This window comes from Sphingobium sp. RAC03 (genome assembly GCF_001713415.1).
Classification (GTDB): Bacteria; Pseudomonadota; Alphaproteobacteria; order Sphingomonadales; family Sphingomonadaceae; genus Sphingobium.
In genome coordinates this window covers 94,035-118,486 of the sequence record NZ_CP016453.1, presented here as the reverse complement: position 1 = coordinate 118,486, position 24,452 = coordinate 94,035, and the positions used below count along the sequence as shown (strand labels likewise).

Sequence of the window (24,452 nt, the reverse complement as noted above, 5' to 3'; positions counted from 1 at the left end):
GCGATGACCCGCGCTCATGGGATGATTTCAAGGGCAGCGATCTTGTCCCCGTCGAGCGTGAAAAAATAGCGCAGGTCGAGCGGGCTACCGGGGAAGTCGCCTTCGAGATGGCTGGTCACGACCGTCCGCGCGCCATCAGTGGCGATGGCAAAAGGCTCCACCGTATAGCGATAGGTGGTGGAGGATTGCGCCTTCCAGTCCCGGATGGCGTCCTTCCCGCTATGCGTCTTGCCTTCGTCTTTCACCACGGCGTCGTCGGTGAAGCAATGCGCTACCACATGGCCGTCCTTGTTGGCATCGGCCGCGAAATAGGCGGCGATGGGCGGGGGCAGTTGAACCGTCATATCTGGTTTCCTTCCATGCGTTTCGACCTGTCCAGGATAGCAAAGGGGCGGATGATCCGTGTCACGGGCCGCCGTGCATCCAGGGTTGGATCTTGTCACCCAAGTTAGCGGTAGACGCGCGCCATGATAATCGGGATAGATCGGGATGCGCTGTTACGAAAAGCGGGACAATGATGCGGCATGGTCTGATCGAACTCGACGCGGTAATCGCGATCGCGCGCAGGGGGGGCTTCCGGGCGGCGGCGATTGATCTGGGCGTCTCCACCACCGCCCTGAGCAACGCCATCGGGAAGCTGGAACGGCAGCTTGGCGTGCGCTTGTTCAACCGCACCACCCGCAGCGTTTCGCTGACCGATGCGGGGCGCGATTTTGTCGGCAGGGTCGGCCCGGCGCTGCAGGATATTCATGCGGCGATGGATGCCGCCCGGTCGCAGCAGGCAACGCCCTCAGGCACGTTGCGCATCAACGCCTTTGCGACGGCCGCGCGGGAGATATTCTCGCCCCTGTTGCTGCACTATCTTCGCCGCTATCCGCAGGTCCATATCGATCTCGTCACGGAAGGGCGGCTCGTCGACATCGTGGCGGATGGTTTTGATGCGGGCATTCGCACGGCCGACCTGGTGCCGAGCGACATGATCGCTATTCCGCTCGGTCTGTATCGACGCTATGCCGTCGTTGCGTCACCCGCCTATCTGGCGGCGCATGGGACGCCGCTGGTCCCGCCGGATCTGCTTGCGCATCCATGTCTGCGTGTCCGGCTGCCCAACGGCAGCCTGTTTCGCTGGCAGTTCGAAAAAGCGGGGCAAGCGGTGCAGATCGATGTCGATGGTCCGATGACGCTGGACGAGGCCAGTCTCGCGCGCATGGCGGTGCTGGACGATGTGGGATCGGCTTCCTCATGGAGTCCGACATTCGCGAGGACATGAAGGCGGGCCGTCTGGTCCGTGTTCTGGAAGACTGGACGCCGCCGCTCGCGCCACTGTGCCTCTATTATCCCAACCGACGAAACCCATCCGCCGCCTTCAAGGCCTTCGTCGACCTGGCCCGCAATTTCGCCGCGTCGGCAGCATGATGAGCGGTGATGACGATCTAATGGCTGCCCGACCGACGCGGCGGCGCGGTCGATTCGCGGACGGCGAGCATATAGTCGAGGTGGGTCGCGCTTTTTGCTGGGGCATCTCCTCCGCGTGCCAGCATGATGCCCAGCGTCGCCGCCTCCGACGCGATCCTTGCCCCTGGATGGCGAACCGTCGTCAAAGCAGGCCAGATCTTCACCGCAATCGGGGTGTCATCGAAACCCGCGACCGACAGGTCGTGCGGGACATCCAGCCCCTGCCGATGCGCCAGCGACGTAACGGCCGCCGCGACATCGTCGTTGCTGGCGAAAATGGCGGTGGGCCGGGGGGCCAGGCTCAGAAGCGTCTGCGCGGCGTCCAGCCCGGATTCGAAACTCATATCGCCATCAGCGATCAGTTCGGGGCGTAGAGCGATGCCGGCCTCTTGCAACGCGGCGATATAGCCGTCCCGCCGCGTCCTGCTGATCAGATGATGCCCGGCGCCGCGAATGAAGCCGATATCCTTATGGCCGAGGCTGATAAGATAGCGCGTCATGTCGCGCGCCGCCGCGAAATCATCGATGCGGATGCAATATTCGTCAGTGAGATCATCGCCGGGGGAAAGCGCCACGATCGGCACCGGCGCGTCTTTGGTCAGGCCATGGCTATTGGCGATCTCGCAATAGGGCGGAGCGATCAGGATGGCATTCGCACCGTTGCTGATAAGGGTCTGAATACCCGCCGCCACTTCCCCGGCGTCGCCCACTTCGAGCGGCTGCAACAAGAGTTGCGCGCCCATGCGGTTGGTAGTTTCCAGGCTGCCGATCAGGATAGAGCTGAGAAACGCATTTTCGATATTGCGATACATCAGACCGATGCGGGTCATGCCGGAGCCAGCCAGCGACTTGGCCGCAGGGTTGAGGGAATAGTTGAGCGTCTTGACGGCGTCCATCACGGCCTGCCGCGTGCTTTCGCGCACCTTATGCCGGTTGTTGAGAACGTTCGACACGCTCATGGGCGACACGCCTGCGAGTTCGGCGACGGTCTTGATGGTGATCGTCTTGCTCGGCCGTCTTGTCATCTTTTTCCCAAACCCATGCTCTTCCTTAGCTTAACGCGCCTGCGCTTCAATCCATGAATCGCCTGCACGGGCGCGCCCTGTGTCGGAAAAGCGACAACCCCGCCCGGAAAAATATGTAGCGCTACATATTTGTTTGACTCAAGGGTCGGAAGGCAACATGTAGCGCTACAAGATTAATGAGCGCTTCGGGTCGCATAGCCCATATTGTTTGTTTGCAAACGTCGGAAATCAATCCGACAGGCATAAAGGGGAGGTACTATGAAAGCTTCTAACGTCATTCAACGTCTGTCCGGCTCGTCCATGATCGGGCTGATTGCGACGCTCGTCGCTGCCAACATGACTCCCGCCTTCGCGCAAGATGCAGCGATTGCCGCAGCCGACGACAATAATGCCGGCACCGACATCGTCGTCACCGCGCAAAAGCGCGCAGAGCGGCTGCAGGATGTGCCGCTCGCGGTGACCGCTGTTTCGGCCGATACTTTGTCCAACCGCCAGATCAATGATAGCGCCTCGCTGGTGCAGGCCGTACCGTCGCTGACGTTCCAACAGGGGGCAACGCCCACCAACAGCAGCTTCCGTATCCGTGGCATCGGCACCGCCCTGTTCGGGCAGGGCGTCGAATCCTCCGTGTCCACCGTCGTCGATGGCGTCGTCGCCGTGCGCCAGACGCAGGGCTTTACCGACCTCGCCGATATCGAGCGCATCGAAGTGCTGCGCGGGCCGCAGGGCACGTTGTTCGGCAAGAACGCGACCGCTGGCGTCATCAGCGTCACGACCGCGCGCCCCTCGCGCGAATTTGAAGGTCGCGGCGAAGTGACCATCGCCGAGCATGACGAATATCGCGCCCGCGGCACCGTGTCCGGCCCTATCAGCGACACGCTCCGCGCCCGCGTCACCGGCTTCTACAACGACGTGCGCGGCGTTGCCCGCAACATCGCCACTGACAGCTGGGACAATGGTTCCAAATCCTGGGGCGTGCGCGGCAAGCTGGAATGGGACGCGACCGAGAATCTGAACCTCCTCTTCACAGGCGAATATCGCAAAACCGAAGCGGATTGCTGTGCTTCGACCTGGATCGCGATCAATAATCCCAACCTGCAGACGCTGGTCGGTCCGATCAATGCGACCCGCGAAAACCGCACGCTCAATGATGAGACGGTCACCTCTTCCAACAGCGACCAGCAGACCTATTCGCTGCAGGCGGATTGGGATCTGGGCGGCGCGACCCTGACCTCCATTACCGCCTATCAGGATTATTATCTGGAAGTGAACCAGCCGATCGAGCGCATCAACAGCGATGTTCCGCTCTTCGTTGGTGCCTCGGCCGCCTACTCCAATTGGAACCGCAACGGCGGTGCCCTTGATATTGGTGCTTTCAGTCAGGAACTGCGGATCGCCAATAATGACAGCGGCAATTTCAACTATGTCGCTGGCGTTTTTTACATGCATTCCGACATCAAGCGGCCTTTCGACCGTCGTCGTGCGCGCTGCACGGCTGGCACCTTCGGTCAGCCATGTGCGCCCGAAAACACCATCTACCAGTCTTCGGCCAGCAACATCCGCTTGAAGCAGGACAGTGTCGCTGCCTTTGGTCAGGTCGAATATCGCATCACCGGCGGTCTCAAGGCCATTGGTGGCCTGCGCCTGCAATATGAGAAGGGCACCAACAGCGGTAGCCGCATCGCGCCGCTAGTCCCCGGCGATGCCGTCATGCCCGGCAATGCGCCTGTCAGCGGATCGGTCACGGCGGACGATACGGCAGTGACCGGCAAGGCGGGCCTGCAATATGAATTCAGCCGGGATGCGCAGGTCTATGCCAGCTATACGCGCGGCTATAAGGGGCTGGGTTATGATATCGAGATTTCGGCCAATCTCGCCGATCAGACCGTGCTCGAACCCGAACATGTCAATGCCTATGAAGTCGGCTTCAAGGGACGCACGGCAGATGGCGTCCTGAGCGTCAGCACCGCCCTGTTCCTGGCTGACTATTCCAATCTTCAGGTTCAGGCCAACCGTTCGGACATCGCCGCGGGCGTCACGCAATTCGCGCCCACTAACGCCGGCAAGTCGCAAACCAAGGGCTTTGAAATCGAAGCCACCGTCCGTCCCGACGATCGCTTCAGCCTGACCGGCGCCGTCACCTACTCCCACGCCACCATCGATATTGACGGTCTCAATTGTCCGCAGCAGTTCAACGCTGCCGCGCCGGTCCTGTCGGGCATGCCGACCAACATCTGCTATCGCCCGGTCGCGGGTGTCACGCCGATCCAGAACCTGCGCGGCGCGACGCTGCCGGTCAGCCCGCGTTGGAAAATCAGCTTCGCTCCTCGCTATGAGGCGGACATTGCAGGTACGAATCTTTCGGGCTTTGCGCAGGTCGGCGTCAATTTCCAGAGCGCGATGAACTTCTCGGTCGAGCAGGATCCGTTGCTGGAACAACCTGCTTATACGCTGGTCGATGCCAGCATCGGCGTGAAGCAGATCGATGGTCGTTACAGCCTGACCCTGTTCGTCAAGAACCTGTTTGACGAAAACTACCTCACCAGCATCGGCCATACGTCGTTCCTGGGCGGCAATACCGACCTCGTGGGCACCTTCAACAAGGACGCGGACCGCTACTTCGGCGCCACCCTCGGCGTGAAGTTCTGATCCGACGGCGCGGCGGCGAGATCGCCGTCGCGCCCCTGTTGTTGGTGGGAGCTGAACCGATGAAGAACCCGCAAGGTTCGCCCGCATGAATATTGGCCGTGAATTCCTGTCGACCGATGTAGCGCAACGCACCTCTCCGCTTGCCCTGTCACCTGAGGACACACGCTGGGTCGAGCGCACGCGCGACGCCCTGAGCGTCGAGGCGCAGATCGGGCAGCTGTTCATCCTCTCCTCGCGCCATGACAGTGTGGCGGAAACCGACGAACTGCTCGCGCACGCGCCCGGTGGTATTCACCGCTTCCCGACGCGCGATCTGGATACGGCCTGGGCGGCGGCGCGCGACGCGGTGAAGCGGTCCGACGTGCCGCTCATCCTGTCGGGCGATATTGAAGGCGGAACGGTCAGCTATCCCTTCACCACTGCCATTCCCAACCAGATGGGCATCGCCGCCTGCGACGATATTGCGCTCAGCACTCAGCTCGCGACCATTGTCGGCCAAGAAAGCCGCGCGCTTGGCTATAATTGGTCCTTCACGCCGGTCGTCGATATCAACCGGGCGTTCCGCAACCCCGTCGTCGGCACGCGCTCCTACGGTTCCGATCCCGACCGCATTCTGGACCAGGCCAAGGCCTATATCCGTGCGCTACAGGCACAGGGCGTTGCCGCCTGCGCCAAACATTGGCCGGGCGACGGGCTGGACGATCGCGACCAGCATTTGGTCACCAGCGTCAACGACATGGACCTCGCCGAATGGGAAGCGACCTTCGGCCGCATCTTCCGCGCGCTGATCGACGATGGCGTGATGACGATCATGTCCGCCCATATTGCGCTGCCCGCCTATATACGGGACAAATTGCCGCGCGCGGGTGCGCAGGCCTATGAACCGGCATCCGTGTCACGCCTGCTGAACGAAGAGCTGTTGCGCGGGCAGCTCGGTTTTGAGGGTTTGATCCTGTCCGATGCCACCGTCATGGGTGGCATCACCAGTTGGATGGGGCGCGCCGAAGCCGTGCCGGCCATCATCGAAAATGGCTGCGACATGTTCCTGTTCAGCCGCGATCCGTCGCAGGACATGGCGCTGATGCTCAAGGGGCTACGTGAAGGCCGCCTGTCGGAGCGCCGCCTGCATGAAGCGGTTACCCGCTGCCTGTCGCTCAAGGCGAATCTCGGTCTGCACCGTATGACCCTTGATGAACGGATCGCGCCTTTGCCGCAGGTGCGCGAAGCCTTGCGCCGTCCCGACCATCTGGACGTCGCGCGGCGCGCCATCGCGGACAGCCTGACGCTGGTCAAGGATCGCGACGCGCTGCTGCCGATCAGCCCCGCGCACCACCAGCGCGTCGTTGTGATATCGGACGCGGGCACCAGCTTCTTTGCAGGCGCGCCGGACCGCGACTTCACCCCGCTGGTACAAGGCCTCGAACAACGGGGCTTTGCGGTTCGGCATTTCGACGCCGAAGCCATGCCGACGCCGGATGACACCGACCTCGTCCTCTATCTCATCGGCCAGGAAGCGACACCGGCCCTCGGCCATATCTTCCTCGATTTCGCCAAGCTTCACGCTGGTCCCCGCAACGCAATGATCCAGTTCAACCGGGAAATCCCGACGCTGCTCGTCTCCTTTGGGCAACCCTATTATCTGTATGACGCGCCGAACTTCTCTACCTATATCAATGCCTACGCTTCGCTGCCCGATATTCAGACGGCGCTGGTCGAACGGCTGGTGGGGGAGGCCGCTTTTACAGGGGTCAGCCCGGTCGATGCGTTTTGCGGGAAAGGGCAGTTGCGATGGTAGGCTTGGGCAAATGGCTGGCGGCGTCCATCGCGCTTTTTACGCTCAGCGCGGCGGCCGCGCCACCGTCTGGCTGGCGCGATCTCAATCATAATGGTCGGCTTGATCTCTATGAGGACAAACATGTCCCGATCGATCAGCGGGTCGAGGATCTGCTGGCGCGCATGACGCTGGCGGAAAAGGCCGGGCTGATGCTGCACGGGACGTTGCCGACGCCAGGATCGTCGATCGGCTTCGCCGGACAGGCCTATGATCAGGGGGCGACCACCCGCCTGATGCGCGATCGGCACATATCCAGCTTCATCACCCGCCTCGTAGTGCCGCCTGCCCAATTGGCGGCGCAGAATAACGCGATCCAGAAACTGGCGGAGGCCGGACGCCTCGGCATTCCAGCGACGATCAGCACCGACCCGCGCCACCATTTTCAGGCGACCTTGGGGGCCAGTACGACCGGCGGCGGCTTTTCGCTCTGGCCCGATATGCTCGGCTTTGCGGCGCTGAACGATCCCTCCGTCATGCGTCGCTTCGGCGATATCGCCCGCGCCGAATATCGCGCCGTCGGCATCCATATGGCGCTGTCGCCCCAGGCTGACCTTGCCACCGAACCGCGCTGGGCGCGCTTTTCGGCGACCTTCGGGTCCGACCCCGACACGGTGTCGCGCCTCGCGGGTGCCTATGTCGAGGGTTTCCAGCAGGGGACCAACGGCGTCACTGCGCAGGGCGTCGCCACCGTCGTCAAACATTGGGTCGGCTATGGCGCCCAGCCGGAGGGGTTTGACGGACATAATGTCTATGGCCGCCATGCTACCCTGACCGACGCTTCCTTCGCCGATCATATCCGCGCCTTCGATGGCGCACTGGCCGCGCGCAGTGCAGGCGTCATGCCGACCTATGTCATTGTGCAGGGGCCCAAGGTCGCAGGACAGCCCATCGAGCCGGTCGGCGGCGGCTTCAACACGCAATTGCTGTCCGGCCTGCTGCGTGGCGACAAGGGTTTTGCCGGTTTGATCGTATCGGACTGGTCGATCACCCGCGATTGTCCGCAGGCCTGCGTCGCACCCGATGCTGCTAACCCGCAGACACCCGCATCGATCGGTATGCCTTGGGGCATGGAGCAGACCGACAAGACCACCCGCTTCGCCAACGGCATAGAGGCGGGCATCGACCAGTTCGGCGGCGCCGACGACCCCGCGCCAATCCTCGACGCGGTCGCCACGGGGCAGGTCAGCGTCCAGCGGATCGACGAGTCCGCCCGCCGCGTGCTGCGCCTCAAGTTCGAACAGGGGCTGTTCGACAATCCTTATGTCAATGAACAGGCGGCTGCACGGATCGTCGGCAATCCTGAGGCTCAGCGCCAGGCCGATGCGGTCCAGCGCGCCAGCCAGGTGCTGTTGCGCAACGATCGCGCAGCTCTGCCGGTGGCACCGGGCCAGCACATCTGGCTGCACGGCGTCGATCCGGTTGCAGCCCGCGCCGCTGGCTTCGTCGTGGTGGAGGATCCGGCACAGGCGCAGGTCGCGCTGGTCCGCACCGCGACGCCGTTCGAAACCTTGCACCCCCATCATTTCTTCGGCTCCCGCCAGCATGAAGGACGGCTGGACTTTCGCCCGGAAGACAAGGATGTGCAGGCGATCGCGCACGCCGCCGCCCACGTCCCCACCATCGTTGCCATAGAGATGGACCGCCCGGCCATCCTGACGGCGATCGAACCCATGGCCCGCGCCGTGATTGTCACCTTCGGCGCGAGCGATGCCGCCGTGCTGGACGTGGTAGCGGGCCGCGCCACGGCACAGGGCCGCTTGCCCTTCTCGCTGCCCCGGTCGATGGCCGATGTCGAAGCCCAGCGTCCCGATCTTTCCGATGATGGCCCACCCCCCGCCTATCCGCGCGGCGCGGGGATCGTGGTGGGCGGCGACCAATGACCGACGGCATGCGCCATGTGCCCGGCGGCGCGTTCCAGATGGGATCGGACCGTTTCTATCCCGAAGAAGCGCCCGTCCGCCGGGTTCAGGTGGATGGCTTCTGGATCGATGAGGCGCCGGTAACGAACCGCGATTTCGCGCGCTTCGTGGCGGCGACCGGCCACGTCACATTGGCCGAGATTGCGCCCGACCCCAAAGATTATCCCGGCATGGACCCAGCCTCGGCGCTGCCGGGATCGTTGCTGTTCCAACGCACGCGCGGCCCGGTGGATCTAGCCGACTATAGCCAATGGTGGCAATTCAGCTTCGGCACCGACTGGCGGCATCCCCATGGCCCCGACAGCAGCCTCGACGGGCTGGACGATCATCCGGTCGTCCATGTCGCGTTCGAGGATGCGGAGGCCTATGCAAAATGGGCAGGAAAATCGCTGCCGACCGAAGCGGAATGGGAATATGCTGCGCGCGGCGGCCTGGATGGCGCGGACTTCGCCTGGGGTGACGAACTGACACCCGGCGGCGCGATGTTGGCCAATTATTGGCAAGGGGCCTTCCCTTTCGCCAACACATTGGACGATGGCTATGAGCGGACCTCGCCGGTCCGCACCTATCCCGCCAACGGCCATGGCCTGTTCGACATGATCGGTAATGTGTGGGAATGGACGACCGACTGGTTCGCCCAGCCGCGGATCGAGCGCAAGGCGAAGGGTAGCTGCTGCGTCCCCGCCAATCCGCGCGGCGGCACGAAGCGCGAAAGCCTTGACCCGGCCAACCCCGATACGCCGATCCCGCGCAAGGTGCTCAAGGGCGGCTCCCACCTGTGCGCCCCCAATTATTGCCAGCGCTATCGCCCGGCCGCCCGCCATCCGCAGGCGGTGGATAGTTCGACCAGCCATATCGGCTTTCGCTGCATCATTCGCGACAAGAAGGAACATCGCTCATGAAGACCGCCCGCCGCGCCTTGCGCGCCGCTGCGCTTGCCGCTTGCACCTTGTTGGGACCGGGCGTGCTGGCAAAGCCCGTCAATGCGCCGCAAAAGCCGACCAACATGATCTTCGTGCTGGTCGATGACCTGCGCTATGATGCGATGGGCTTTCTGACGCCGGGCCTTCAGACGCCGAACATTGACGCGTTGGCCAAGAATGGCGTCTATTTCCCCAACGCCGTTGTCACCTCCTCGCTTTGTTCGCCCAGTCGCGCGACGATCCTGACCGGCCAGACAGCGCGCAACCATGGCGTGGTCGACAATAATAATAGTTCGGAGGAAGGGCTGACCTTCTTTCCCAAATATCTTCAACAGGCAGGCTATCAGACCGGCTTCTTCGGCAAATGGCATATGGGCTTCGACACCGATGCGCCGCGCGAAGGCTTCGACAAATGGGTCAGCTTCAAGGGGCAGGGCACCTATTTCCCGACCGAATTGCTGTCGCCCGAACGGCTCGCGGCGGGCGATCGGCAAATGCTCAACGTCGATGGTACGGCGGTGAAGCGCACCGGCTATATCACCGACGAATTGACCGACTATGCGATGAACTGGCTGGAAAAGGGGCGCGACACGTCCAAGCCCTTCTTTCTCTATTTAAGCCACAAGGCCGTCCATAGCGACCCGCTACCGCCCGAACGCTACAAGAACCAGTACAGCAAGCTCGACATCAAACTGCCCGCCAGCATGGCGAACACGCCGGAAAATAATGCAGGCAAGCCGCTGTGGGTGCAGAACCAGCGCAACAGCTGGCACGGTGCGGACTTCCCCTATCATACCGACAATCCCATGACCGAGCAGGTCCGCGACTATTATCGCACGCTCAGCCCCGTCGATGACAGTTTGGGGCGGATCATGGCTTACCTCAAGAAGAACAAGCTCGACAAGAATACCATGGTCGTTTTCTATTCCGACAATGGTTTCATGATCGGCGAACATGGCCTGATCGACAAGCGCAATGCCTATGAGCCCTCGGTCCGCGTGCCGATGATCGTCTGGGCACCGGGCATGGTGCCAAAGGGCGTCACCAACCCGGCGGTCGTGCGTAACCTCGACCTTGCGCCGACCTTCCTCGACATCGCTAATGTCGCCAAGCCGCAGCAGATGGAGGGCAAGAGTTTCCTCCCCGTGGCCGAAGGCAAGATCGACGAGAAGGCCTGGAATCCCGGCGATTTCGTCTATGAATATTATTGGGAATGGAGCTTCCCGCAGACTCCCACGACCTTCGCGATCGAGCGGGACCGGGTGAAATATATCCAATATCATGGCGTCTGGGATATGGAGGAACTGTACGACCTCAAGACTGACCCGGACGAGATGCATAATCTGATCGAAGATCCGGCCTGGCTCGACACCAAGATTACTTTGCGCAAGGCACTGTTCGACCAACTCGGCAACAGCAAGGGCGAGCATGTCGTCCCTTACACCCGCAAGACCAGTTCGGGTCTGGTCCATCGCAAGATCGATGGCGCACGCGCCGCCGATTTTCCGGCCGACTGGTATGTTAAGCCCAACCTGCCGTCGAAGATGAACGACCTGTTCGCCGATACGCCCGCTAAGCAGAAAGCCGATGCCGCGGGCAAGGCCTATCGGCCATGATCGGTCAACCCACCGTGCATCAGGGGCGTCCGCCGGTGTCGCTCGGCTTCATCGCCATCTATGTGCTGGCCCAGTTCGGCATCTGGATCGCCCTGCTGACGCCGGTCGTTATCACCATCGCGCTGCGCGTCAGTGAAATTGCGGGGGAAGCCGAAAAGGGCCGCTGGCTTGGCATCATCCTCGCCATCGGCGGCTTCGTCGCGCTTGTCATCACGCCGATCTGCGGCGCGCTGTCGGACCGCACGCGCAGCCGCTTCGGCCGTCGTCGCCCCTGGCTGGTCGGTGGCCTGTTGGTCAGCGGATTGGGACTGACCATCCTCGGCACTGCGCCCAATCTGCTGCTGCTGGGTATTGGCTGGGTCATCTGTCAGGCCGGATTCAATGCCATGCAAGCCGCTTGCCTGCCGATCCTGCCCGACATCATCCCGTTCCACATGCAGGGCCGCGTTGCCGGTATGCTCGGCATGACATCGACCGCAGGCACCTTTGTCGGGAGTTGGATCACGCAATATACGCAATCGTCGGACCTGCTGATGTTCCTGGTGCCCTTTGGCATCACGGTCGCCAGCGTCTTGACCCTATGCGTCATCCTGCCCGATCGTCCGGCGGTCAGCAGCGACAGCAAGATGAATCCGCTCATCATGCTGCGCTCCATTTTCGCGCCGTTCCGTGACTGGGATTTCAGCTGGGCCTTTGGCAGCCGCTTCCTCATCATGATGGCTTGGTCCTTCCTGCTGACCTATCAGCTCTTCTTCCTGACCGACCAGCTGTCGCTCAGCCGGTCGGACGCGACGCAGGTGATGGTCAAGTCGATGGCGATCATCGCGTCGGCCACCATCGCCATCTCGCTGGTCGGTGGCTTCATCACGGACTGGACGGGCCGCCGCAAGCCGCTGATCTTCGTTGCCGCCGCGCTGGAAGCCTCCGGCTTTCTGGTGATCGCGCTTGCGCCATCCGTGTCGCAATTTCTGGTCGGCGTTGCCCTGGCGGGGATCGGCAAGGGGCTCTATTTCGCCGTCGATCTGGCTTTGCTCGCGGCGATCCTGCCAAGCGAGGAAGATCGCGCCAAGGATATGAGCGTGTTCCAGATCGCCAACTCCCTGCCCCAGTCCCTGGCCCCGGCCATCGCCCCCATCATCCTCGCCATCGGCAGCGCGAGCGGCAAGAATTACGCCGCCATCTATATCGTCGGCTGCCTCTTCGCCTTGCTAGGGGCCTTCGCGATCAACCCGGTCCGCCGCTCTCGGTAAGCGGCGGCACCGCGCGTCACTCGCCTTCAAGTACCTGCCAAATCGCGTCGACCCGCGCCTGCCATGACATCTTGCCGACCAGATAGTCGCGCAGCGCCGGGTTGACCGGCGGAATCCAGCCGTTCAGCACCGCCTTGAGCTGGGCCATGAACTGCTCGTCCGTATCGGCGACCGCGATATAGGGTGCCAGCTCATCGATGTTGGCGACGGCCGATGCGACGATCGGCAGGCCAGAGGCGAAATAGACATAGAGTTTGAGCGGGTTCATCCGGTCGCTCAGCGCATTTTGCAGATGCGGCATGATCGCGACGTCGAAGCCACGCATGATCTGCAAGGCTTCTTCATAAGGCCTGACGCCCAGCATATGGATATTGGCGTGACGTTCGGTGATGGCGGCCACTTCTGGTCGGCCATGCGCCGATCCGACCAGTACGATGCTGCCATCGGGGTAGGCTTGCGCGATCCGCTCGATCAACGGCCAATTCACCCGGTCGCGCAGATTGCCGACATAGCCGATGATGGGCCGCGGCAGGTCGCGCAGCGCAGCATGCGCTTCAACGTCGCCGCCCAGCCGTTCGCACCCGTTAGGCACCAGATGAATGTCCGTGCGCAGCGGCGCGAACACCTTCCTTATGGGCTCGCAATTGCTGAACACCATGTCGGCATCCCGCAATATCGCTTCATAGCCTTCTTCGACGCGCTGGCGATAGGCCGCGCTCGATCCGGGGAAGGTACGCTGGTCATCGATCAGGTCGGCGATGACCAGCCGCGGTTTGAACACCTCCATCACCAGCGGATAGTCGAACACGAGCGGCGAGACCCATAGCAACGGCCCATCCTGCACCGCCGCCTCTTCGCGTAAAGCGCGCAGGAAATCGGCATAGGCTTCGGGGGGTGGCAAGGCTTGCCCGAAGGCTTCGCCCGATGCCGCGCGACCGCGATGCAGGAAGGTGCGGCGCAGAAAGTCCGCTGTGTCGGCTTGGCGCAATACCCGCTTTTTTACGGTCTCGTAAATCTGCCTGCCTTGATGCGCGGCCTGCTGCTGCGCCGCCTCGCTTTGCTGTTCCAGTTCCTGCAGAGCAATCGGCGCGTCGAGATGGATGATGCGCCGCACCTTGCCCGTCTCCAGCATATATTTGGCCAGCATGTCAGGACGGCGGCCATAGATGTCGGAGTCATTCTGCTTCCACAGGAAGATCATGTCGCGCGGGGCGTCGTCGCGTCTGAGCGGTGGGCGGCGTGCCGATGGACCAAGCGCAATGCCGGTCTTGCGCGACAGCAGCTTGAGCGTCCGGTCCAGCAGCGGCTTGGCGGCCGGGCGTGCCTGCTGCGCGGCGCGATAAGCCAGGTCGAGGCGCGCCGCATTCACGGCATAGCTCATCTCGGTCAGGAAATAGGTGCGTCCCGCCTGTCCCTGCGACGCAATCCGGTCCGCCGCCACATCGCGCAGGGCAGCATCCAACGCCGCATCGTTCGGCACGGGCAGATAGGCGCGCGCCAGGGCGATATCCTCCAAAGGCGGCACGGTGCGGGCGAGCACGGGCACGCCCATGGCCAGCGCATCGGTCAGTTTGGCGGGCAATTGATAGGCAGCGATCGGGTGGTCCGGGTCTTGCAGGATCACGACGGCATCGGCCATGTTGACGAGTTCGGGCAAGCGATCCCAAGGTTGATCGGGATGCAGCGCCAGGCGGATATCCGTGTACGTCGCCAGCGTCTCGCTCAGCGCCTTGTCGCCAATGCGTCCGATGACGCACAGCGCCAGCCGGGGGTCTTGCACCCGGCGCAGCGCTTCGGCGACATCCAGCAAGCCCTTGTGGGCGCGCGGCGTTCCCAGGAACAGGATGACGCGATCCTGCGCGCCATAGCCGAACTCGCCGCGCGTTTGGTCGCGATCATAGCGGGCTGGATCGAACAGCGTCTCGTCGCGCGCGTGGCGTAGCACTGCACCGCCAAAGCGGCGCTGCAGCGCGATATTGGAGACGGTGACATAATCGGCTTCCGCCAGCAGCGTTTCGCCAAAGCGCGTCCACAGGTCGCTATGCGGTATGGCAAAACCCGAAGCGTCCGCTTCCGCTGCCGCCAGCACTTCGTTCCAATCGACCGGTGTCCGGTCCTTGACGAAGGCCAGTTCATGATCATCGACATCGACGATCATCGGGCAATTATTCGCCTGACTAATCAGATGGCCCAGCAACAGGCTGGGCAGGCGGGGCTTGCCGACATGGACGATGTCGCAGCGCGTGTTGCGCGCCATCTCCGCCGCCCCGCGCAGGAAGCTCGCCATATCGCTCGCCGGAAAGCTGCGCATCGGCAACAGGGCGTCGGCGATTGGTGGCCAGATGCTGGTCCCATAGGTTTTAAAGATCGGTCCCACCAGTTCGACGCTATGATTGCGAGCGGCCATATCGGCGAGCAGGAAGGCGCGACCGACCGGATTATGCGCCATGTCCCAGGATATGACGCACACCCGTTCGGGCCGTTTGGCCAAGGTAGGCTGGTTCGGCAAAGGGCCACGGGGATGGATGGACAGGGACGCGATTGCCAATGTCCCCGGTCCATCGGCGAAATCCATCGCCAACAGCAGCGGACGACCATCGACGCTCCCCGCCGTGGAAAAATTGCGAACGATTCGCGATCCCGGTACAAGTCTGATCGGCCCCTGCACCAACGTCTTGTGCAGCACTCGCTGCCCCTTCGCGTCGATGCTCAGCAACACCACCCATTTGAGGATAGGCACACCGTCCCCGCCCTTGGCCGGTGCGCTGAGCGCCAGGGCATAATCCGCCTGCGCCTCATCCGACTGGTGCGGCAATTGTTGCCAGATGCGCAGCCAGGACGCGCCGTCATGGAGCGTCACCGCCACCCCACTGGGCCGGTCGCCTTGCAGCGCAGGGGTTAGCGCAAAGCGGCTATTCTTCTTATATTCGACATGCCAGGCACCGCAAAATGCGCCATCATTGTCCGGGTCGCTGTCCGGCAACCAGTCGTCGAACGTCTCGTTCGCAATATCGCAGGCATGTGTCGGCGCGTCATTCATTATGTCTTGAACCGGGGCTTGGGGAGAGGTCGGATCGGTCATCATTGCTCCGCCGCAACAGGGGTCAGTATGAGGGGCAGGTGCGCGAACACACGCCAATCCTCATGATCTAGCAAGACACCGCGCGCCGCGGCCGGGTGTATCTGGAAGCGGTCGATGATGGCGGTTACCATCATTTCGGCCTCCATCGCGCCAAGCAATGGCCCCTGGCACATATGCGCGCCGCCGCCGAAGGCGAGCAACGGTGCATTTTTCCGGCCGGGATCGATTTGGTCGGGGTCAGCGAATGCTTCGGCGTCCCGGTGGGCACGGTCGATCCGCAGCAACACCAGATCGCCCGGCGCGATCGACACGCCCCCAATATCGACCGCTGCCTGGGCCACGCGCCGGTTGAGACGGCGCAACGGCCCGGCAAGACGCAGCGTTTCGCGAATGAATCCCGGCATCAGAGTCGGTTCCGACCGTAGGCGCGCCTGCCAGGCCGGGTTGCGCGCCAATAGGTCCAGAGCCGCGCTGATCGTACCCGCGATGGAATCCGCCCCGGCGACCAGCAGGAACGCGATCAGATCGAAAGATGCATCGTCAGTCTCAATGCTATCCCGCTGCAAGCCGCTGCGGAGCCCACGGCGCAAGCGACGGGCGGCATCCTGGCAGGCATCATAGTCCCGCAAACTGCAGCTATGCGACCAGGCCCGCGTCACCAGCATCGCGTCCGCGCGCAAGGCCATGGCCTGATCGACCGGCAAACCCAGCATCGATGCCAGGATCCGAGAAGGGAGGGGATCAGCCAGATGCACAACCGCGTCGATCGCGCCGCCAGACGGCACCGAAGTTGCGATGTGCCGGGCTTCCGCCAGAATGGTGGACGCTGGCCATCGTGCCATGCTTTGCTGCACGATATGGCGCACGGCTTGCCTGCTGACCAGATGCGCTGAGCCATTTTGAAACACCATCGTTTGGTCGAGTAATGCCAGCAAATCTGAATAGTCGCGCTTGGCGCGATCAGCGATCCGTTCGATGCCCATCATCGGCGATGCTGTGCGGAAAGCGGGCGATCGCAATATCAGGCTGGCATCGGCGTGGCGCGTGATGACCCACGGGCCGTTCCCTTCGCTGCGGAAGGGCGGCATGGCGGGGCTGATCGGCGCGTCGGGATCAGTAATAGAGGTCATCCGTCAAGACCTTTGGGCGCAGAGGCTTCTGGTTGACGATCGCTCTTGTCGAATATCACGGCCATCCCATGCCGGATCGATTCACCATGATGCCGCAGCGCATCGGGGTGGAAGGGCGCGGCGGGTGCCTGTTCCAACTGGAAATGGCCATGATCCCGGCCACGGACCAACGTCGCGAAATTGCGCGCGCCGCTGCGCTGCGCCACCGTGGCGGGAATATAGCGCATCGCAAAGCCGATACGCCGCTCGCTGGATTGGTTCGGTGGCGATCCATGGACGATGAGCGGATCATGCAACGACATTTCGCCCGGACGCAGCCTGACGTCGATCGCCGACCGCTGATCCACGCCGCCGATCACCTCTTCGCGGCGACCCAGCATGTTCAGCCGGTCGCCGCTGTCGCGATGGGGCAATATCTGGGCATGGCTGCCTGGAATCATCTGCACGCCGCCATTGTCGGGGCCGCTGTCGCTCAGCGCCAGCCAGGCCGTCACCGCGCGCGGTGCATTGAGGCCCCAATGCGTCTGGTCCTGATGCCAAGTGACATGGCGGGGGCTGTGGCCCTCCTTGATGATGAAACTGCTGCCCCAGCATAGCAGGTCCGGCCCCAGCAGATCCTCGATCGCGTCGAGCAGACATGGATTATGGACCATATCCCATAGCCAGGGGATCAGCAGGTGCGGCTTGGCGTTCAGCGCAGGCGGCAGCCGCCCGGCACGGCTCGCCTCGATCGCTTCCAGTGCGGAACGAAATTGCGCGGCTTCCGTTTGCGGATACAGGCGAACGGGGAAAACGACGCCGTCGCGACGAAAAGCATCGATCTGGGCATCGGTCAGGCCTTTCCCCATCACATATCCCCCTCAACCAGCGCCTTGATCTCACCCGCCTGATAGGCGGCGCGGGCCGCCTGCCGTCGGATTTTGCCGCTGGTCGTGCGCGGCAGGGCACCGCTGCCGACAAAGACGATCTGGGGCATCAGGGCGCACCGTTCACCAACCTGCTGCGCCACGACCCTGGCCCATTCCCTGCGTTCCATCGCGCTGCTGCGGTTCCGCGCGACTTCGCACAATAGCAGCAGTTGCTCCTCATCCTCGACGGTAATGCCGACGGCCGCTACCGCCAGCAGTGGCGGTCCATCCACGTCCAGCGCGGCGGCTTCGGCGTCGGCGGCATGGATATTGCGGCCATGGACGATGATGCAATCCTTGATCCGGTCCAATATCACCAGGCCATCAGCAGCCCAGCTGCCCACGTCCCCAGTGGGAAGCCAGCCTGTCCCATCCTCATCCTCGCGCAATTCGGGCAATGGCACCACGCGGCCCTCCCGCCCTGACCAAAGACCCATGGCGACATGCGGTCCGGCGATGCAGATTTCGCCGCGTTCGCCATCGGGGAGCGGGCGTCCATCCTGCGGATCGCAAATCCTGACCTGCGCGTCGTCGGGTGCCCATCCACAGGAGACATGGGCACGGCCCACGCCAGGGACTGCAACCGGCGCGCCATCGTTCCATCGGGTCGATGTCGCCAAAAGCGTGGCTTCGGCCAAACCATAGCAAGGCAGAAAGGCAGCCGGATCGAACCGTGCCGGTGCCAGGCGGTCGGCAAAGGCGTTCAGGCTGCGCAATCGTACCGGCTCCGCCCCGCAAAATGCGACTTTCAATGTCGACAGATCGAGCGTCCCTGCCTGCGCCGGCGTGATGCGACGAACGCACAGGTCATAGCCGAAATTGGGTCCGCCAGCGGTCGTGCCTCGATGGTCGCTGATCGCCTTCAGCCAGCGGAGCGGCTTCTGGATAAAGGCGAAGGGGGGCATCAGTACGGCGGTGCCGCTGGCATAAAGCGGATGCAGGAGCGCGCCGAACAACCCCATATCATGATGCGGGGGGAGCCAGTTGACGGCCACGATGTCCGGCCCGCTACCGAACATCTGTCCGATCATCGCTTGATTGGCCATGATGTTGCGATGGCTGATGACGATCCCGCGGGGTGCCTGGGTGGAACCCGAACTATATTGGATCACGGCCGCCGCATCGGGATCGGGCAGGGGCACATCTACCCCGTCTCCCGTCATGGCTGCCGGATCGACTGGGCGCAGTGCGCCCATGTCGATGCCATGATCGGCGGGACCGATTACGCTGCCGGCGCCCAGATCGGCGACCATCAAGGCCAGCCTCCGCCGCGCCTCGTCGCCGGTCGGGGGAAAGGGGATCGGTACGGCAATGGCACCCGCGCGCAAGCACGCCAGCAGCGTCACGACGAAGGGCAAGCCCGGTGGCAAGGCCAGCACGACCGGCGTGCCGGCGAGCCCTGCCTGGTATAATCGGCCCGCCATGGTCGTTACCGCCGCATGCAGCTCGGCATAGCATGCCTGCTCGGTGACCGCCTCGCCCCGTTGCAGGAACCGGATGGCGCTGTGATCCCCACGGGTCGCCGCATGTTGTTCCAGCAGGGCGGGCAAGGTCGGGGCGACGGCGAAGCTCAAGACTGCCCCCCCATATTGGGCAGGACATTGCGCATCCATCGGCGCAGCACGCCAGAATATCGGTCGAGCGCAGCCGGATGGTAGGGGGCTTCGGGCGCCTGTTCCAGATCGAAATGACCATGGTCCCGCCCTCGTACCAATGTGGCGGAAGCGCGTACTGGGCCGATGGATCGGAGGTGGGCGGGAATATAGCGGATGGCGAAACCGCAACGGCGTTGCATCGACATGTTCGCGCGTGAGCCGTGAACCAGCATGACGTCGTGCAGCGACATTTCGCCGGGGCGCAACTGGATATCCACCGCCTTGCTCTCGTCCACCTCCTCGGCGATCGCTTCGCGTCCGGGCAACATCACGTCATTGTCGCGGGTATCGACATGCACCAAGGGTGTCCGATGGCTGCCGGGACTGACGCGCATGCAGCCATTGTCCGGCAGGGAAGGGGTGAAGGCGATCCAGGCGGTCAGCGCCTGGGGCGCCGACAGGCCCCAATAGGTCGCATCCTGATGCCAGGTCACATGTTGCGGCGTGCCTGGGGCCTTGTCGAAAAAGCCCGCTGCCCAGCAGAGAAGGTCCGGCCCCAGCAATTGCTCGATGGGGTCAAGAATGGCGGGATGATGGACCATGTCCCAGAGGAAAGGGGCGAGAAGATGCACCTTCACATTATGGCCGGGCGCGATCCGGCCCGCGCGCATCGCGGCCAGCGCATCGACCTGGGCGAGTTGGGCGGCCATCGCGGCCTCATCCATCACAGGCAGGGGCGCGAGAAAACCGTCGCGCCGATAGCGGGCGATGGCGGCCTTATCGATGCGATGCGCCGTCATGCGCGCGCACTGATCGGCGGCTGGATGACGGATCGGTTTTGGGCATCATAGAGCCAGCCCGGATCGCGCATCGTGGCCAGCGGGCGACCGCGCCGTTGCCGATACAGGCGACTACCGGTCTGGAGTACCGCTATCGCGCTTTCCGGGGTGCTGGTCGACACGCCGCCATGGATCTGATGGAACGTCCCTTCGCCCACTATGCGGATCTGCTGCACATCGGGCAGGGCACAGGCCCGCAAATAGGTGTCGGGATTGACCACGCCGCCGCCCGGCTCCACGAACGCCGCGTCATAGCCGCCCAGTTCGTCCCATAGCGGCCGGGGCAGGAACAGCGCGTTGCTCTCCAGCATCGGCCCCTCCGGGCCACCACGCAATTCGCTCGTCGCGACGTCGAACAGGCGATAGCCCGCCTGCGGCCAGTCGATCGTATCGAGCAAGTGATCCTCAGCATGGCGATCATAGCCATGGCGTATGCTGTCGAACTGCAGGGTCGGTCCCAATTGATAGTTGAGCGTCGCGACCACGGGCCGCGGATGCAGCGTCGCTGCCGAACGGCAGGCGGCGATCAATCCGGGCGAGGCCAGTCGTGCGCCGTCGATCCACACCCCGATAAACGGCGCGCGGGCAAGCGAGAGCCCATGGTTGATCGCCGACACCGGCGACACGCTGGGCTGGGCCTGTTGCACGATGCGAATATCGGCATCCAGATGAGCCACGTCCGTCAGGGTTGGTGGCTGGTCGGAACCATTATCCATCAGGATGATCTCGATATCGGCGCGCGCGATGTCCGTCTGATAGGGCGGGCATAGCGACAACAGCGTGCGGGGCAGTTCCCGCCGCATATTATAACTTACCAGCACGATCGAGACGGCGGGTTGCGTCAATCGCGTTGCTCCGCACCCGCGATGTTGCCGCCCCCATCGCTGGCAAAGGCGGCAACAAATTCGTCGATGCTGGGATTTTCGAACAGTTGGACGGGATCGACCTGTACGCCGAACTCTTCCTCCATAACGCCAGCCATCACCACCGCTTCCACACTGTCGAACCCATAGGCGTCGAATGTCTGATCGGCCGGCACCTGTTCGGGCAGGGACAGGACGCCGCCGATATAGGCGACCATCCAGGCCCGCAGCGTATCACGGTCGCATGGCAGGCGTTGGTTCATGGGTGTTCCTTTGCAATAGGGGACAGGTCGAACAGGCCGCCCGCCGCAGCGGGCTGGGTGCGCATCCGGCGATTGAGAATGGGTTGGAGCGCCCAGCCCGGCCCATCGTTCGCGATCATGTCGCGCATCCAGGTCAGGGCGAAGTCGCGCCTTGCTTCCCGCCGCTCCACAGGCGCGTCGAAGGCAGCGGTGATTCTCGCCCAATGGCGGTCCAGGGCATCGGCGATCGATGCGGGCAGCAGGCTGCCATCCTGGCGTTGGCCCTTCGTCGATGCCATCGTCAAAGCCTCCTCCCAGGTGCGCGCGAGATCCTGTGGCCGCCCGCAATGGGCCAGAAAGCCTGAAAATTTATTATAGCTCGGACGGCCGACCAGAATGCCAGGCACGCCATAGGCACTGGCGGCGACATAGCCATGCAGGGACGCCCCGATATAGAGCGCGCTATGGGCGATTGCGGCGCTGATTTCCTGCAGGCTGAGCGGGTCGTCGAGCATAAGGCACGGCGCGCCGAGCGAGTCAGCGAATTGGCGCGCGACCGTCGGGTCGTCATGGTTCTGCCCGACGGCCACCAGCATCGGCACCATCCGCCGTGCCTCCGTGAACTGGCGCAGCGCTGATCCAAGCGCCTGGCGATCCACGCCCGCGACCGACCGATTGCGGATATGGATGGCCAGCAATTGTGTGTCGGGTGCCATCCCCTTGCGTGCCAGCAATTGCCGGAATGGGTCGGCAAGATCGGCCCGTGACCACAGCCGCGGCAGATCGGCAATGGGGTCCGGTACGATCGCGATACTGGCGTCTTCCGTCGCAGGAGCGAGCAGATGGCGGCTGCCTTCGTCCCGCACAGAAACATAGGATGCGGCATGGCGGGCGGCGTCGATCACGCGCCTTTGTCGACTGGAAAAGGGATGCGGCACGCCGGGCGCGTTCCAGGCGATGGGAATGTCGCGCAGCGCCGCCGCCAGCGTCGCCCCCAACCAAAGGCCAGCGCCTGCCCAATTGCCAAGCGACGGATCGCCATAATGATCCAAAAAGGCCAGCGAATTGGCGTGGATCATATAGCCGCCGCCGATCAATATCCCGGCCGGGGCGATCGATCCCGACAACATCTCGCCAATGTCGATGGTCGGCAGGGCGTCGGGAAAGTCGGCCTGCCCGCCGGTCGGTGACACCGCCACCACATCAAAACCCGCATCGGCCAGACGCGCGCGCGCCACCAGGGGAAACAGCAGGTCGCCATAATTGTTCATGTCGAACATGCCGGATATGAAGATGGTGCGCCGCGCGCTCATATCCCGCCTCCTATGGTGGCCAATGCCTTGTCGAGCACGGCGAAGAACAGGCCGTTGGCGATGGCATGTTCGATCGCAAAATGGTCGGCGCAGTCCGCGATCGGATAGAGGGTGACATTGTCGAGACCATCCAGGCAGCGTGCCGCCTGCGCATCGGGGGCGTGCGCCGCGCCGAAGACCTGATGTACATGGGTTTGCGGCACGGACCGGATGAGGCCCACCAAGTCCATATCCGCGCTCGTAAAGGTCGAAAACAGCGAAGCGCGCGTGCCATTGGCCGCAACCGGGGCGTCTTCGGCGGCATCTAGCCCCAGATTGACCGGCCCGGCAAAGGATATGGCCGCATGGCTTCCCATCATGGCGGCGCACCGAATGGCCGCGACCCCGGCGATGGACGATCCGATGGTGATGACCGGCACGCCCAAATCCTCGGTCAGCCGGTGCAACGCTTCGATCATGGCATCATGATCCGGGCCGAGCGATGCGATGCCGCTGGTGAAACTGCGATGGTTGCGATCGCGCAGATAGAGGATGTTCACGGGGCGCTGGCGCAGCAATCCGTCGGCCAGTCCAAAAGGCAGATAGCCCAGCCCCCCAACGACACTGGCAAACAACAGGATTGTCGCCTGCGCACCTGCCACGGGCAGAATTTGAACGTCGAGGTCACAACCATGGCGAACCGCGCGCTTATTGTCCCAGGTCGCAGCAGGATGCGCGGCCATGGCGGTGCGCAACGGCCCTGCCATATGCGCGACGGCATCCTGCGTCGCCAAACGATCGATGATCGCCCGCGCATCGGCCACAGCATCGTGCCGCAGGGCGGCTATCGCATATTGGAACAGCCAGCGCGAATTGCTCGCCTGTTCCGGTGCGCGCGCCCGCAACAGCGCGAACAGCCGCTTGTCCACGCTATCGGACAGAGGGCAGCGGTTATAGCGGAACAGCAACAGCCAATCGTCCGGCCAGCGGGTCAGGGCCGCGTCGAGCAGCGCGATCACGCTGTCGATCCGTCCGGTGAAGATGGCCGCCTGGATCGCGCGGCGGGCGAACTCGACCCGGTCGGGGTTGCGCTCCATCACCTGGACGGACAGGGCATAGGCATCTTCGAACCGTGCGGCGGCCAGATGCAGTTCCAGCTCGATCAAGCGGCTTTCATCGGTCAGCGGTCCCCAGGCGCGTGCCTTGTCGAACAATGCTTCGGTTCCGCTTCGATCCTGCTGGCGAAAGCGGATGGCGGCGAGTTTCAGCAGGATGAAGCGATCATCCGGGTGCGACCGCAGCAGGGTTTCGAGATAGGCGCGCTTTATATCCGGATCGACCAGGGTCATGATGATGCGAGACAGCAGCCCGGTTCGCGTCTGTTCTGGCGCGCTACCTGCCCACACGGCCTCACGAAACAGCATGCGGGCATCGTCAGGCCTTTGGCGGCGCAGGAAGAGTTCGACCAGTCGGACCGCAGGCCAAGGGTTGGCGGGATGATGGTCGCGCGCCGTCTGGAAGGCCGCCACGGCCTCCTCGACCCGGCCCGTCTTTTCTAGCCAGCCGCCTTCGATAAGACGCAGGCGCAGATCATCGGGCCAGCGCCCGCGCGCCAGAGATATGCGGCGATCGATCGACCTATCGTCGTCGCCCGCCGCTCTCGTCAGCGCCTCCAGTGCGGCAATCTCATCGCGCAGGAGCGATGCGGTCACACCATCAGCGGTCTTGTCTGCCCGGTGTAACATCGGCCCCCCATGTACCCCTTGCCTTCCATGGCCACGACAATGGCTAATGCAAACCGGGTCAATATTGAAGTCCGATTTGGACGGT

Annotated in this window: 17 protein-coding genes and 1 pseudogene; 7 read left to right on the top strand and 11 right to left on the bottom strand. The window is 63.3% G+C overall.

The features are described 5' to 3' along the window. Nucleotides 1-14: 14 nt before the first annotated feature. A complete protein-coding gene (locus BSY17_RS00450) occupies nt 15-344 on the bottom strand; it encodes a nuclear transport factor 2 family protein (protein WP_037475601.1) in 330 nt (109 codons plus the stop codon). A gap of 170 nt (nt 345-514) precedes the next feature. Between BSY17_RS00450 and BSY17_RS00445 the strand changes: the two are divergent. Continuing rightward, nucleotides 515-1,416: pseudogene (locus tag BSY17_RS00445) on the top strand (LysR family transcriptional regulator). A gap of 17 nt (nt 1,417-1,433) precedes the next feature. On the opposite strand, the gene BSY17_RS00440 reads toward BSY17_RS00445, so the two are convergent. Then, on the bottom strand, nt 1,434-2,480 hold the full coding sequence (locus tag BSY17_RS00440; RefSeq protein WP_069063895.1) for a LacI family DNA-binding transcriptional regulator: 1,047 nt from the start codon (nt 2,478-2,480) through the stop codon (nt 1,434-1,436). Between the two features lie 258 nt (nt 2,481-2,738). On the opposite strand from BSY17_RS00440, the gene BSY17_RS00435 reads away from it, so the two are divergent. The 6 genes from BSY17_RS00435 (at nt 2,739) to BSY17_RS00410 (ending at nt 12,671) form a co-directional block, all read left to right on the top strand. Then, nucleotides 2,739-5,129 (top strand): TonB-dependent receptor, encoded by a 2,391-nt coding sequence (locus BSY17_RS00435; RefSeq protein WP_237236166.1) that lies wholly within the window; start codon nt 2,739-2,741, stop codon nt 5,127-5,129. Between the two features lie 85 nt (nt 5,130-5,214). Next, nucleotides 5,215-6,924 carry a glycoside hydrolase family 3 protein gene (locus BSY17_RS00430; protein WP_083216941.1) on the top strand — a complete coding sequence of 570 codons (1,710 nt, stop codon included), beginning with the start codon at nt 5,215-5,217 and terminating at the stop codon, nt 6,922-6,924. Beyond that, a complete protein-coding gene (locus BSY17_RS00425) occupies nt 6,918-8,843 on the top strand; it encodes a glycoside hydrolase family 3 protein (protein WP_069063893.1) in 1,926 nt (641 codons plus the stop codon). The genes BSY17_RS00430 and BSY17_RS00425 overlap by 7 nt, the downstream gene beginning before the upstream one ends. A gap of 8 nt (nt 8,844-8,851) precedes the next feature. Next, entirely contained in the window at nt 8,852-9,784 is a 933-nt protein-coding gene (locus tag BSY17_RS00420; RefSeq protein ID WP_069064439.1) for a formylglycine-generating enzyme family protein, read from the top strand. Then, nucleotides 9,781-11,421, top strand: a complete 1,641-nt coding sequence (locus BSY17_RS00415) for a sulfatase family protein (protein WP_069063892.1) — start codon at nt 9,781-9,783, stop codon at nt 11,419-11,421. The genes BSY17_RS00420 and BSY17_RS00415 overlap by 4 nt, the downstream gene beginning before the upstream one ends. Next, nucleotides 11,418-12,671, top strand: a complete 1,254-nt coding sequence (locus BSY17_RS00410) for an MFS transporter (RefSeq protein ID WP_069063891.1) — start codon at nt 11,418-11,420, stop codon at nt 12,669-12,671. Before BSY17_RS00415 ends, BSY17_RS00410 begins: the two co-directional genes overlap by 4 nt. Nucleotides 12,672-12,687: 16 nt before the next feature. Here the strand turns inward: BSY17_RS00410 and BSY17_RS00405 are convergent, their stop codons facing one another. The 9 genes from BSY17_RS00405 to BSY17_RS00365 are packed head-to-tail and all read right to left on the bottom strand — an operon-like array spanning nt 12,688 to nt 24,367. Further along, nucleotides 12,688-15,711 carry a glycosyltransferase gene (locus BSY17_RS00405; RefSeq protein ID WP_069063890.1) on the bottom strand — a complete coding sequence of 1,008 codons (3,024 nt, stop codon included), beginning with the start codon at nt 15,709-15,711 and terminating at the stop codon, nt 12,688-12,690. A 41-nt stretch (nt 15,712-15,752) separates the two neighbouring features. Further along, nucleotides 15,753-16,883 (bottom strand): cytochrome P450, encoded by a 1,131-nt coding sequence (locus tag BSY17_RS00400; protein WP_083216939.1) that lies wholly within the window; start codon nt 16,881-16,883, stop codon nt 15,753-15,755. Continuing rightward, nucleotides 16,880-17,731, bottom strand: a complete 852-nt coding sequence (locus BSY17_RS00395) for a phytanoyl-CoA dioxygenase family protein (protein ID WP_069063888.1) — start codon at nt 17,729-17,731, stop codon at nt 16,880-16,882. The genes BSY17_RS00400 and BSY17_RS00395 overlap by 4 nt, the downstream gene beginning before the upstream one ends. Further along, nucleotides 17,731-19,365 carry a fatty acyl-AMP ligase gene (locus BSY17_RS00390; protein ID WP_069063887.1) on the bottom strand — a complete coding sequence of 545 codons (1,635 nt, stop codon included), beginning with the start codon at nt 19,363-19,365 and terminating at the stop codon, nt 17,731-17,733. The genes BSY17_RS00395 and BSY17_RS00390 overlap by 1 nt, the downstream gene beginning before the upstream one ends. Continuing rightward, nucleotides 19,362-20,186 carry a phytanoyl-CoA dioxygenase family protein gene (locus tag BSY17_RS00385; protein WP_069063886.1) on the bottom strand — a complete coding sequence of 275 codons (825 nt, stop codon included), beginning with the start codon at nt 20,184-20,186 and terminating at the stop codon, nt 19,362-19,364. Before BSY17_RS00385 ends, BSY17_RS00390 begins: the two co-directional genes overlap by 4 nt. Further along, nucleotides 20,183-21,070, bottom strand: a complete 888-nt coding sequence (locus BSY17_RS00380; protein WP_052027653.1) for a glycosyltransferase family 2 protein — start codon at nt 21,068-21,070, stop codon at nt 20,183-20,185. The genes BSY17_RS00385 and BSY17_RS00380 overlap by 4 nt, the downstream gene beginning before the upstream one ends. Next, complete coding sequence (locus BSY17_RS00375; RefSeq protein WP_052027654.1) at nt 21,067-21,351, bottom strand: acyl carrier protein; 285 nt, start codon at nt 21,349-21,351, stop codon at nt 21,067-21,069. Before BSY17_RS00375 ends, BSY17_RS00380 begins: the two co-directional genes overlap by 4 nt. Then, nucleotides 21,348-22,643 (bottom strand): polysaccharide pyruvyl transferase family protein, encoded by a 1,296-nt coding sequence (locus BSY17_RS00370; RefSeq protein ID WP_069063885.1) that lies wholly within the window; start codon nt 22,641-22,643, stop codon nt 21,348-21,350. The genes BSY17_RS00375 and BSY17_RS00370 overlap by 4 nt, the downstream gene beginning before the upstream one ends. Further along, entirely contained in the window at nt 22,640-24,367 is a 1,728-nt protein-coding gene (locus BSY17_RS00365) for a tetratricopeptide repeat protein (protein WP_069063884.1), read from the bottom strand. The genes BSY17_RS00370 and BSY17_RS00365 overlap by 4 nt, the downstream gene beginning before the upstream one ends. Between the last annotated feature and the right edge of the window lie 85 nt (nt 24,368-24,452).